General features: G+C 70.7%; 10 protein-coding genes. 7 read left to right on the top strand and 3 right to left on the bottom strand.

Going from position 1 to position 11,846, the window contains the following annotated elements; all coding sequences use genetic code 11:
* Positions 1 to 10 precede the first annotated feature (10 nt).
* On the bottom strand, positions 11 to 1,441 hold the full coding sequence (locus ACZ5IK_RS11180) for a serine/threonine protein kinase (protein ID WP_465487576.1): 1,431 nt from the start codon (positions 1,439 to 1,441) through the stop codon (positions 11 to 13).
* A gap of 102 nt (positions 1,442 to 1,543) precedes the next feature.
* Here ACZ5IK_RS11180 and eccD point away from each other — a divergent pair, with 102 nt between their 5' ends.
* Both eccD and eccB read left to right on the top strand, forming a co-directional pair.
* A complete protein-coding gene (gene eccD, locus ACZ5IK_RS11175) occupies positions 1,544 to 2,926 on the top strand; it encodes a type VII secretion integral membrane protein EccD (RefSeq protein WP_465487575.1) in 1,383 nt (460 codons plus the stop codon).
* 4 nt (positions 2,927 to 2,930) lie between these two features.
* Positions 2,931 to 4,364: a type VII secretion protein EccB gene (eccB, locus tag ACZ5IK_RS11170; RefSeq protein ID WP_465487574.1), complete on the top strand. Its 1,434-nt coding sequence runs from the start codon at positions 2,931 to 2,933 to the stop codon at positions 4,362 to 4,364.
* A gap of 84 nt (positions 4,365 to 4,448) precedes the next feature.
* Here eccB and ACZ5IK_RS11165 read toward each other — a convergent pair whose 3' ends face one another.
* Positions 4,449 to 5,702, bottom strand: coding sequence for a sensor histidine kinase (locus ACZ5IK_RS11165; protein ID WP_465487573.1), 1,254 nt, complete (start codon positions 5,700 to 5,702; stop codon positions 4,449 to 4,451).
* Positions 5,699 to 6,364: a response regulator transcription factor gene (locus ACZ5IK_RS11160; RefSeq protein WP_465487572.1), complete on the bottom strand. Its 666-nt coding sequence runs from the start codon at positions 6,362 to 6,364 to the stop codon at positions 5,699 to 5,701. The genes ACZ5IK_RS11165 and ACZ5IK_RS11160 overlap by 4 nt, the downstream gene beginning before the upstream one ends.
* Positions 6,365 to 6,544: 180 nt before the next feature.
* Here ACZ5IK_RS11160 and ACZ5IK_RS11155 point away from each other — a divergent pair, with 180 nt between their 5' ends.
* The 5 genes from ACZ5IK_RS11155 (at position 6,545) to ACZ5IK_RS11135 (ending at position 10,929) form a co-directional block, all read left to right on the top strand.
* Positions 6,545 to 7,198, top strand: coding sequence for a helix-turn-helix transcriptional regulator (locus ACZ5IK_RS11155; protein ID WP_465487571.1), 654 nt, complete (start codon positions 6,545 to 6,547; stop codon positions 7,196 to 7,198).
* A complete protein-coding gene (locus ACZ5IK_RS11150; protein WP_465487570.1) occupies positions 7,198 to 8,853 on the top strand; it encodes a right-handed parallel beta-helix repeat-containing protein in 1,656 nt (551 codons plus the stop codon). Before ACZ5IK_RS11155 ends, ACZ5IK_RS11150 begins: the two co-directional genes overlap by 1 nt.
* A 58-nt stretch (positions 8,854 to 8,911) precedes the next feature.
* Positions 8,912 to 9,574 carry a winged helix-turn-helix domain-containing protein gene (locus ACZ5IK_RS11145; protein ID WP_101609863.1) on the top strand — a complete coding sequence of 221 codons (663 nt, stop codon included), beginning with the start codon at positions 8,912 to 8,914 and terminating at the stop codon, positions 9,572 to 9,574.
* 63 nt (positions 9,575 to 9,637) lie between these two features.
* Complete coding sequence (locus ACZ5IK_RS11140; RefSeq protein ID WP_465487569.1) at positions 9,638 to 9,988, top strand: hypothetical protein; 351 nt, start codon at positions 9,638 to 9,640, stop codon at positions 9,986 to 9,988.
* Positions 9,973 to 10,929 (top strand): DUF6177 family protein, encoded by a 957-nt coding sequence (locus ACZ5IK_RS11135; protein ID WP_465487568.1) that lies wholly within the window; start codon positions 9,973 to 9,975, stop codon positions 10,927 to 10,929. The genes ACZ5IK_RS11140 and ACZ5IK_RS11135 overlap by 16 nt, the downstream gene beginning before the upstream one ends.
* Positions 10,930 to 11,846 lie beyond the last annotated feature (917 nt).

Below are 11,846 nucleotides of genomic sequence, written 5' to 3'. Positions count from 1 at the left end.
CGCGGCCGGTTCAGGAGTTGCAGCGGGCGCCGCGGATCGGGATCGGTTCCGTGGTGTAGACGTGACGGCCGTCGGTCGCCCTGAGCTGGAAGCAGTACCGCCGCGCCGGGTCGACCGGGACGTCCAGGCCACGCTGGCGGTGGGCGACGAGCTGTTTCGTCTCGAGCCGCTCGCCCGCCATGATCACGACGAAGTCCAGTTCGCCTTCCGCGGTCCAGGTCAGCCGCACGTGATCGCTCTGATCCTGAGGCGGGGCGAGGGCCAGCTTGACGTCGGGAGCCGGAGCCGAAGTGGGTGACGGCGGCGGGATCGCGGCGGCCACCGGGACCGCCTGCCCGCCGACCTCCGCCGGGCCGAGGGCCAGGGGCAGCACGGCGATCCCGGCGACGAGCACGCCGGCACCCGCCAGCGCGACGGGGCGCCACGGAATCCCGCGTTCGGTCTTGAGCGGTCCGCTGAATTCGCGGATCAGCGTGCGGCCGCCCGCGGGCGGCGCCTGCACCACCTGGACCGGCGCCGGGACCGCGGGGGGTGCCGCGCGGACCGGGGCGGCGGACCGGTGGACTTCGGCGAAGTCGTCGAACTCGACGTCGACGTCCTCTTCTTCGCTTTGCGCGTCAAGGGAATCGCCGGTGACGACCTCTCCGCCGGGCAGGCGCAGTTTCGTGAACAGCCGGGCCAGTGAGGCGACGTCCTGCGGCCGGTCGGCCGGTTCCTTGGCCAGCAACCGGAGGATCGTGCCGGAGAGTTCCCTCGGGACACCGGCGTCCTGGATCGGCGCCACCGGTTCCCTCAGTACCTGGAGGATCCGCTCGCCGGGCTGCTGCCCGGTGTGCTGGGGGAAAGGCGGCGCGCCGGTCAGCGCGGCGTAGAGCACCGCGCCGAGTCCATAAAGGTCGGACGCGGGGGAAAGCGTGTCGTCGCGCAGGGTTTCCGGCGCGGTGTACTCGACCGCGTACATCGGATCGCGCGGGAATCGCCGCCGCAGGGCCACGCCGAAATCGGCGAGCACGAATTCGCCGGACGCGCGGTACAGCACGTTGTGCGGGGTCACCCCGCCGTGCAGGACGTCCGCCCCGTGCGCCGCCGCGAGCGCCGAAGCGATCGAGGCGCCGAGCGCGAGGACATCGGAAACCCCCAGGCGGGCACCGGATTCCAGCAGTCCGGCGAGTGAACCCGGGCACACCTCACGGCGGATACCGGACCGGCCGTCGGGGTAGGACTGGACGTCGTCGATCTGCAGGACCGACCGCGTCGACCGCACGGCGGCGAGCGCCTTCCGTTCGCGCTCGAGCCACGCCGAGGTCTCGCGGTCGAAGGAACCGGGGAACATCTTGACCGCGAAATCGTTGCCCGTCACGGGATCCCGGCCCGCGTAGACGGTGGCGATGGGGCCCTGGGCGAGTAGCCTCGGTCCGCCGACGCCTGTCTCGATGCTCATGACCCCATTGTCGCGCAAGAAGGCCGGATCCGTCGCCCTTTCCCGGCGGCAGGTTCCTGCCGCGGCGGCCCGGCGGCCCGGTTACCGGCCCACCCTTTTCCCATGCAGACTGCCGGCCTGGTCAGGGTCACCATCACCACTCCGCACCGGCGCATCGACATGGCGCTGCCGGAACACGCGTCCGTCGCCGAAATCCTCCCCGGCCTGCTCGCGCGGGCGGGTGAAGGGATGGCCGACGACGGGGTCGCCGGCGGCGGCTGGCAGTTGCGCCGCGCCGACGGCACGGCCTTCGATCCGGACCGGACGCTGGGCGCGCACCGGGTCCGGGACGGGGAGATCCTCCATCTGACGCCGCGCCGCGCCGAATGGCCGGAGCCCGAGTACGACGACCTCGTGGACGCGATCGCCACCGGTTCCGGCCGCACCGGCAAGGCCTGGGGACCGCGGCACACGCGGCAGGCCGGGCTGGCGGCCGGTGCGGTGGCGACGATGTTCGGCCTGGTCGCCGTGCTGCGCGCCGGTCCGCCGTGGACGTCCCCGGCGTTCTGGGCACTGGCGGTTTCCGCGCTGCTGCTCGCCGCGGGCGTCCTGCTCGCGCGGGCCCTGCGCGACGCCGGTGCCGGAGCGGTCCTGGCCGCTGTCGCGCTTCCGTTCGCCTTCACCGGCGGCGGGCTGTTGCTGGCGGGCGACGACCCGATCGGCGCGCTGTCCGCCGGTCACCTGCTGCTGGCGAGCGCGGCGCTGCTGCTCGCGGCCGTCGTCGGGCATCTCGGGGTGACCGCCGCGCCGGAGCTGTTCGCCGGGGCGGCCACCATCGGGGTGCTCGGCGTGCTCGGCGGCTGGCTGGCCACCTTCGACGACCTGGCGGGCTACCGGTCGGCCGCCGTGATCGGCGGCGGGGTACTCGCGCTTTCGACCACGTTCGCGCCCTTGGCGCTGCGGCTCGGCCGGGTGCCGATGCCGGTGCTGCCGCGCTCGACCGCGGACCTCGTCCGCGACGATCCCCAGCCGCCGCTCGCCCTCGTGCACGCCGCCGTGGCCAGAGCGGACGCGCTGCTCACCGGGATGCTGGGCGGCGCCGCGATCGTCGTCATGTACTGCCAGCTGTCGCTGATCCGCAGTGACAGCGAGGCCGCGGTCGTCCTCGTGGCCCTGCTCGCGGCCGGTTTCCTGGTGCGGGCGAGGTTGTATCCGATCCTGCGGCAACGGTTGCCGGTGCTGGTGACCGGGATCTTCGGCGCCGGATGCCTGCTGGCGGGTCCGCTGATGACCGACCGCTCGCTGCTGCTCGTCCTGGCCGGCCCGTTGTCACTGGCGGTGGCCGCGGGCGTGATCGCCTCCGGCGTCGTGCTGAGCACCCGCGCCGCCAACCCTTATCTCGGACGGCTCGCCGAGTACTTCGAGATCCTGGTGATGATCGCCGTCGTCCCGGTGGCGTGCTCGGTACTCGGCCTGTACGGCTACGTGCGCGGACTGGGGGGCTGAAACCATGGCGTCCAAACGAGATCAGCTGCAGGCGTACCAATTCCTGGTGCAGCGCGCGATTTCCGCGCTCGTGACCAGGGAGACCGATCCGGAGCAGCCGCCGTTCCGGCGTCCGTCCGGTGCCGCCTTCGCCAGTGTCGCGCTGGCGATCGTGGCGCTGGCGTGCGTCGGCGTGTACGGGATGATCGTGCCCGGCGGGAACAACGCCTGGCGCAAGGAACCGGCGGTCATCCTGGAGAAGGAGACCGGAACCCGGTACGTCTTCCTGGACGGCAGGCTGCACCCCGTCGCGAACTACACGTCGGCGTTGCTGCTGCTCGGCGATCACCGCGCCACGGAACGGGTTTCGCGCGATTCGCTCGCCGGAGTCCCACGCGGGCCGCGGATCGGCATCGCCGACGCGCCGGACGCCTTGCCCGGCACGGAAAAGCTCCTGACCGGTTCGTGGTCGCTGTGCTCGGCCCCCGCCAGCGATCTCGCGGGCAGCCGGATCGAGGAGTCGGTCCTGCTGGCGGGCGCGTCGCCGTCCGGCGGCGCGGAACTGGGCGAGGGGGCCCTGCTGGTGGAATCGACGTCGACCGGCGACCGGTTCCTGGTGTGGCGCGGACACCGGCACAAGATCGACGACTACAACGCCGTCGGAACCGGCCTCGCGCTCACCGCCGAGCCGTGGGCGCGGGTCGGCAGGGCGTGGCTCGACGTGCTCCCGGAAGGCGCCCCGATCGGCCCGCTCCCGGTGGCGGCGGCGGGCGAGGTGTCCACCGCGGTCCCGGGCCGGGCCGACATCCGCAACGGGATGCTGCTGATGGTGCAGACCTCCGGTGGCGGGCAGCAGCACTACCTCGCCGAGAGGGACGCCCTACGGCCGATCACCGAGCTGCAGTACGACGTCCAGCGCGCGAGCGCCCAGATGATGGCCGCTTATCCCGGTGCCGAACCGAAGACCGTGCCGCTGCCGCCTTCGCTGGCGACGATGTCCCGGCAACTGGACCCGATCCAGGCCGAAGCGGGCGCGGCGCCCGCCACCCGGCCCGCCATCGCGCGGCTGCGCGACCAGGACGCCACCGTGTGCGCCACCTTCGGCGACGGCGCGGCAGCCCCTTCGCTGGCCGTCGATCCCACGCTGCCGCCCGCGGATCCGATGTCCACCACCGCCCGCCGGACCGCGTCCGGGACACCGCTCGCGGACCGCGTCCACGTGCCCCCGGGCAGCGCGATCGTCGTCGAGGCGATGCCGTCGGCACAGGCCCCGGCCGGGACGCTGACCGTCGTGACCGACATGGGGCGCCGCTATCCGCTGGCTTCACCCGACGTGCTGAAGATGCTCGGCTACCCGTTGGCGCGTCCGGTGCGGCTTCCCGCCGGCCTGGTCGCGCGGCTGCCCGAAGGCCCGAGTCTCGACCCTTCGGCCGCTCGGCGCCAGACCCTGGGCGGCTGAAGGGGCCTTTGCCCGCGTCCGACACGACAAAGGGAGCTTTCCCCGCAGCGGATGCGGGGAAAGCTCCCTTCGGCTATTCCGGGGTCAGGAAGTGCTGACCGGGAACCGCAGTTCGAAGATCGCGCCGCCCTCGTCGGCGTTGTACACCGCGAGCGTGCCGCCGTGCGCCTGCGCGACCCATCGCACGATGGAGAGCCCGAGACCGGAAGATCCGCCGGTGCTGGCGAACCGGTCGAAGGCGTCGCCCGCCATCGTGGTGTCGATACCCGGGCCGTGGTCCGCGACCGTCACGGTGCCGCCGGCGACGGTCAGGTGCACGAAAGCCTTCGCTCCCGGTTGGCGGCCGTAGCGCACGGCGTTGTCGAGAAGGTTGCCGATGGCCCGTTGCAGCAGCGCGGGATCGGCGTCGACCTTCGTGGGCGCGGCGGTGACGGTGACCTCGGCGCCGTCGGTCGCGCTGTCTTCGACGATGCCCACCACCAGCTGGTCGAGCCAGATCGGCTGGATGCTCAGCTGTTCCACCCCCGCGGCGAGCCGGGCGCGGACGAGCAGGTCGTCGATGATGCCGCCCATTCTCGCGGCGAGGCGGACCGTCCGCGGCAGCAGTTCCGCCGACTGCGAGGGGTTGGCCATCGCGGTTTCGGCGAGCGCGCGCAGGGCGGCGACCGGGGTGCGGAGGTCGTGCGCGGTTTCGGCGAGCAGGACCTCCTGCTGCTGCAAGGCCGCGGCCGCGGGCCGGATCGAACGGCCGGACAGCAGGTGGCCCGCGAACCCCAGTATCGCGACCAGCAGCACGGTGCCACCGATCACCAGCAGCGTGAACCGGGTGTGCGCGGCGTCTTCGGCCTCGGTGGACTGCACCGCGACGACGGCCGCGAACGTCTTGCCGTCACCGTCGCGCAGCGGTTCGACGCGGACCTTGACCACGTCGCCGTTGGTCGCCTTTTGGTGGCCCTGCACCAGCTTGCCGGTCTTCACCGCTTCGGTGGCGAGCCCGGTCAACAGCTGCATGCTCATCGGGACGCAGGTCGCCCGCGAAAGATGTGGCTGGAACGCGGGCGCACCGCCGGGCAGGACCGCGAACTGCGGGCAGCGGTCGTTCAGCACGTCGGTGTTGACCAGACCGAAGCCGACGGTGCCGTCGAATTCGACCAGCCTGCTGACCGACGACGTGACCTGGTTCAGCGCGGCGTCGATCCGTTCCTCGCCCTGGTCACCGTCCTCGTTGACGAGCAGCCACGCGAAGACGACCAGCCCGAGGGTGTTCATCGCGGTGAACAACGCCGTCAGTGTCCAGCGGAGCCGTCGCAGGCGATCGGCCGAGGAGTGGGTGTTCACCGGGCGCCCAGCCGGTAGCCGAGGCCGCGGACGGCGTGGATCAGTTCGGGTTCCTTCAGCTTGCGGCGCAACCGCTTCACCACCACATCGACCACATTGGACATCGGATCGGCCTGCTCGTCCCAGCAGTGCTCGATCAGATCCGCCCGCTTGACCGGCAGCCCCGCCCTGGTCAGCAGGTATTCGAGCACCGCGTACTCCTTGTTGGTCAAGGTGAGCAGCACGCCTGCCCGGCGCACCTCACGCCGCGCGCAGTCCATCACCAGGTCTTCGTGCTGCAGCACCGAGGGCCGGTCGAACGCGGAGCGGTGACACAGATTGGCCACCCGCTCGGTCAGCTCGGCCATCACGAACGGCTTCACGAGGTAGTCGTCACCGCCGTGCTCGAAACCGGCGACCCGGTCGGCGAGCGCGTCGCGGGCGGTGAGGAACAGCACCGGCGCCCGCCAGCCCAGCTGCCGTCGCATGTGGACGTATTCGATGGCGTCGCCGTCCGGCAGCATCCGGTCGAACACCACGCAGTCGTGGTGCGTACCGCGCAGCAGCCGGTCCGTGGTCGCGATGTCGGCGGCCTCGTCGACGACGAAACCGGCCGAGCGGAGCTGCGTCACCAGCGCGAGCCGCAGATTTTCGTCGTCTTCGACGACCATCACCCGTGTCATCAAAACCTCATGTTCGGACGGCGAAAGTAGACGCGTGCAGTTGCCCCGGCCCACCGTGCCGGCCGTGATGCCCCTGAACGCTAACGCGTCGGGTGTCCCCGGCGGCCCGGACGGGGAGCAACTGGCATGAACAGGACGTCGTCGGCGGCACCGCGCCGGGGGAAGAGGGAGGTACCTGCGATGACCGTGCAGACCGGCCAGCTCAGCCTGGTCACGGGAACGGGCCAGGGCGGCGACCGGGCGGGGCTCGGCGAGCTGCTCGCGGACGCGACCGGCGAGGTGCTCGTGATGAGCACGGGAACGGACACCGCGTTCCAGCGGATCGCGCTCGCGAACGTGCGCCCCGGCGTACGTCACAAGGTGCTCTTCCCCGACTCCGCGCGGATGTCCGGCGCGCTCAACCGGCTGTCGCGGGCCGGGGCCGAGGTACGGACCGACGCCGAGGTCCCGATGGACGCGCTGGTGATCGACCGGACGCTGGTCGTCCTTCCCGCGGAGGGCAGGCAGGCCGGTTCCGCGGTGTTCCGGCTGCCCGGCGTGGTCACCGCGACGGTCGGGCTGTTCGAGCGGATCTGGCAGGCCGCCGCGCCGCTCGTCCCGCTGGAGGACCCGGAGTCGGAAAACGCCTCGATTCTGACCGGCCGCGAGCAGGAACTGCTGACGCTGCTGTTCTCCGGCACGACCGACGAATCCGCCGCCGCGCGGCTCGGCGTCTCGGTGCGCACGGTGCGGCGGATGGTCGCCGACATCATGAACCGGCTCGGCGCCCGCAGCCGCTTCCAGGCGGGGGCCAAGGCGGTCGACCGCGGCTGGCTGATGGCGAAGGCGGGTTGATGACCATCTCGACCCCGGGCCGCGCCATGCTCGTCGCGCGACGGCCCGGTGCCTTCCCGACCATCGGCGAAGCTCTGCTCGAGGCGTCCGACGGTGCTGTCATCACCATCGAGGGCGGTGAATACGCGGAGACCGTCGAAGTGAGCGGTCGCCGGGTGACCCTGGCCGCCGCGAAGGGGGCCAGCGTGGTCATCGACGGCAGGGGCGCGGACCGTCCGGTCTTCCGCTCCACCGGTGGAGCGCTTGTCCTGCGGGGGATCGAGGTGCTGGCCGACACGTCGTCCGCGGTCGTGGCCGACGACACCGAGCTGGTCATGGACCGCTGCACCGTCTCCGGCGGGCGCGGTCCCGCGGTCATGCTCCGCGGGACGGTGGCCTTCACCGTGACCGGCTGCGTGATTTCGGCGGCGGAGCAAGGGATCACCGTCGACGGCGCGCCGGGCAGGATCGAGGACACGACCGTCGAAGGCGTGACCGGTGACGGGATCACCATCGGGTCCGGCGCCGATCCGGTAGTACGCAACTGCACCGTGACCGGCTGCGGATTGCGTGGGTTCTACGTCTACCAGTACGCCCGGCCCGTCATCGAAGGCTGCGCGATTTCGAACGCCGGTCACGAAGGCATCGCCGTGGCGCATCACAGCGCTCCCGTGCTGAAGCGGTGCACGGTCAACGAGGTGGGCGGGTCCGGGATCGCGTTCGGCCCCGGTTGCGGAGGTTCCGTCACCGCCTGCCGGGTCGAGAACACCGCCGAACCGGGGATCGCGATCGCGGAGAGCGCGACGGCGACGGTCACGGCGGCGGATCCGGCGGGTCGCGGTATTTCCGGCGACCTCGAGCTCGACGACATGCTCGCCGAGCTCGACGCGATGATCGGCCTGCCGGAGGTGAAGGAGGAGGTCCGCGCGCTCGTCGACGAATTGCAGGTCAACGAATGGCGCCGCCGGGCCGGGCTGCCGATCGGCGCGGCCGCCCATCACCTGGTCTTCGCGGGCGCGCCGGGTACCGGGAAGACCACGGTCGCCCGGATCTACGGCAAACTGCTGAAGGCGCTGGGAATCCTGCCGCGGGGCCAGTTCTGCGAGGTCTCGCGCCGGGATCTGGTCGGGCAGTACATCGGGCACACCGCGGAGAAGACCGCCACCGTGTTCGAGAAGGCCAAGGGCGGCGTCCTTTTCATCGACGAGGCGTACACGCTGTCGCGGCTCGCCGGTTCCGGTGGCGACTTCGGCCAGGAGGCGATCGACACCCTGGTCCCGCTGATGGAGGAACATCGCGACGAGGTGGCGGTGATCGTGGCCGGGTACACCGGCGAGATGGTCGACTTCCTCGCCGCCAACCCCGGTCTCGCGTCCCGCTTCGGCAAGACCATCGAGTTCGAGGACTACAGTCCCGGCGAACTGCTCTCCATCTTCGGGCGCATGGTGTCGGCGGGTGACTACGAACTCGATCCCGGCGCCGCGCCGGTGCTGACCGAGCACTTCCGGCTCGTCTCCGGCGACGTCAACTTCGGCAACGCGCGGGACGCGCGCAGGCTGTTCGAAGGGGCGCGCAAGGCGCAGGCGCAGCGGTTACGGCTGCTGGGCCGGATGCCGACCGTCGAGGAACTGCGCGCGTTGCACGTGGCCGACGTGGAGGTCGCGACCACACGATGATGCCCTGTCGAAGGTCGATCGCGGACACGGGTTCACCGACAGGCACTAGGGTGCCAGTGTGCGGGTGCTGGTGACCGAGGACGACGAGAACTTGCGGGTGGCGCTGGAATTCGCCCTGCGCGGCGACGGGTTCGCGGTGGACACCGCCGCCGACCTGCCCGGCGCGGACGAGGCGCTGACGGTGAACGCCTACGACTGCGCGGTGTTCGACCGGATGCTGCCATCGGGGGACGCGCTGGCCTACGTGCGCGGCAGGCGGGGTGCCGGCTGGCAGTTGCCCGTGTTGTTCCTCACCGCGCGCGACAGCGTGGCCGACCGCATCGACGGCCTGCGCGTCGGCGGGGGCGACTACCTCGTGAAGCCGTTCGCCATGCCGGAGCTGATCGCGCGGGTGCGCAGCCTGTGCCGCCGCGACATGTCCGGGCAGGCGGTGATCCTGCGGTGCGCCGACGTCGAACTCGACACCGGCAGGCACCAGATCTCCCGGGCGGGCGTGCTGCTCACCGTGACCCGCAAGGAGTATCTCGTCATGGAGCGGCTGATGGCCGCGTCCGGGCGGCCGGTCTCGCGCCGGGAACTCATCCGGTACGCGTGGGACGAGATGGCGGACCCGGCGTCGAACGTGCTGGACGTGGTGATCGCCCGGCTGCGGCGGAAGCTCAAGGATCCGCCGTTGATCCACACCGTACGAGGGTCGGGGTACCGGATGGCGCCGCACTGATCCGGTTCGGCAGCTTCCGGCCAGCGGCGCGCACGGCGCACGCGTCCGGTGTCTGATCGGCAGGTGACCTTCGACATCATCGGCCTGTGCGCGGACCGGCCTGATCCGGCGACCGCCCTCGAGTCGGTCCTGCCGCTGAGCGGCGGGCTGACCGCGTCCACAGTGGAGGGTGGGCCGGTGGTCCAGCTCCGCCATCCCGACGGTCGGCTGCTGGTGAGCATCGAGGACGCCCGCCTCGTGCGCGTCCCCGGCGAGGCGCGGCGGTTGCTCGGCGTCGAGATCGAGGTCCCGCATCCGGTGTGGTGGGTGGAGAGCCGTGCTCCCGACGAGGACCCGGAGGCGGAAGCCGTCGCCAGGGCGTTCACCGAGGCGCTGGTGGGCGGGACCGGGGGGTTGTCGTGGTCGAGCAGGTGACCGGGCATCCCGCCGCGGACTGGGCGACCTCGGAGGCACTGGTCGTCGAACAGTCCCGCCGTATCGTGCCCGCTTCCTCGTGGATGATCGACGCGGCGCGTTCCGCGCTGCGGAGCAAGCGGGTTCTCCAGCTGCTCGCACCCGAGGACAGCAGGCTCACCTACCCGATGGAGCTGCTGCTGCGGGACGCCGCGGCCGAGTGGATCGTGCAGGAAGACGCCGACCGCTACCGGGACGGGATCCGCGGCGTTCCGATGACCTGGACCGGAACGCGCTTCGTCCGCGATCCGGGCGGGCGGGCCGCCACCCCGGTGGAGCCGAAGATCGGCACCGGCGACGTCGAGGTGCGGATCACCACGGTGCACCCGGTCTCCGGGCCGCTCCGGCTCGGCTCCGCCGCCGAAGCCGTGCTGCGGGCGTTCACCGGTGGCGCGCCCGTGGGCTGGGGGGACGCCGAACCCGCCACCTCGCCGTGGTCGGCCGACGAGATCACCGCGTACTGCCGGAACCGCGCCCCCGGCCGCACCCAGCTGGTCGTGGTCGGCGGTGAAGTGACGGGGCAGCTGCGGGTGTCGCCCACGGACGAAGGGACGATCGAGGAAACCAGGCTCAGCGGTTCCGGGACGCTGCGGCCGGAAGACCTCACGGCGCTGGCCGAGCAGGTCTCCGGCAGCGCGCGGCTGATGCTGGCCGCGGTGCATCCCGGCAGGCAGGGCGGGTCTCGTTCGGCCCGCCCGACCCGGCCGGCCCTGCCCTACGGACTCCTTGTCGGACAAGAGATAGTCGCGGCTCGCGGCGTGGTCCACGCCGAGCGGGCCCCGGCCTCGCGAGTCACGATGTTCGGGTCCGCCGCCTGGTGCACGCTGGACGGCGGCCGTCGGCCACCGTACGAACAGCTCGCGGACCTGCTCCGTCACTTCGGCGTGCAGGACACCCCCTGATCGCGACGTCTTTCGCGACATCCCGGGAGGCTGGTGTGGCCTTCACAGTGGTCGGGTTGGTCGTGAGTGGCAAAGAGGGTTATTGAGGGGTAAGTCAAATGTGGCATGACCGAGCCGTCTGCGGCGAAGGACTCCTTCGCTGGCTTCAAGGTTTAGAGGTGGCCTTCGTGGCGTGGTTCAGGACCGGCCTGCGGGCGCCAGTCGTTCCCTGAGTGTCCACAAGGGACACTTTCTGGCGACAGAATGTCCGATTGATGGTTAGGTGTGCGGTTTTCGATGGGGTCGTGAGTGGTAAAGAGGGTTCTAACCCAATGCCACGTAGCTTAAGTTGATCCTGGAATGCGCCCTTCGATGACTGTCGCTCTGATAGATCAGGCTGGATAAGTCGCCAGCACGAACCCGGGGTGCGACCGTCTGCAGAGGACGCCAGTCGGGATCGAAGTGCCTGATTTGGGTGCTTTGCGTAGTCGTACGAGAGGGTCGTGAGTGGTAAAGAGCGTTCTAACGCTCTTTGCCACTCACGACCCCTTGATGGAATTGTCCATTCAGTCGCAAATCGGACATCCGGTCAGCGGCAGGTGTCCACAGTGGACGCCTGGCACTGGTCGGCTCCCATCAGTCAGGGCAACCAAGCATGTGACCTGCGACAATCATCACCAGCGATGATCAAGATCTGCCCAAGATCAACTTAAGCTACGTGGCATTGGGTTAGAACCCTCTTTACCACTCACGACCCCCTTCGCAAAGCGTGCATATGGGTATCAATCAGACATTTACCCGCCTAAATGTGTCCTGTGTGGACGGTCAGGGCGCGGCCGGTCCAGATCCGCGACGCTGAAGACTCCCTTCACCGCATCGGACGCGAAGAAGGGAGCCTTCAGTCCGGCACGCCCCGCCCGCGAACACGACACGTTTGC

This window comes from Amycolatopsis sp. NPDC031561 (assembly GCF_055580625.1).
Note: the sequence above shows the minus strand (reverse complement) of the source record. Positions and strands in the feature narration are given on the sequence as shown.

Coding starts and splice junctions, on each gene's coding strand:
- ACZ5IK_RS11150 (WP_465487570.1), top strand. CDS start 7,198: ATGACCATCTCGACCCCGGGCCGCGCCATGCTCGTCGCGCGACGGCCC.
- ACZ5IK_RS11155 (WP_465487571.1), top strand. CDS start 6,545: ATGACCGTGCAGACCGGCCAGCTCAGCCTGGTCACGGGAACGGGCCAG.
- ACZ5IK_RS11160 (WP_465487572.1), bottom strand. CDS start 6,364: ATGACACGGGTGATGGTCGTCGAAGACGACGAAAATCTGCGGCTCGCG.
- eccD (WP_465487575.1), top strand. CDS start 1,544: ATGCAGACTGCCGGCCTGGTCAGGGTCACCATCACCACTCCGCACCGG.
- eccB (WP_465487574.1), top strand. CDS start 2,931: ATGGCGTCCAAACGAGATCAGCTGCAGGCGTACCAATTCCTGGTGCAG.
- ACZ5IK_RS11180 (WP_465487576.1), bottom strand. CDS start 1,441: ATGAGCATCGAGACAGGCGTCGGCGGACCGAGGCTACTCGCCCAGGGC.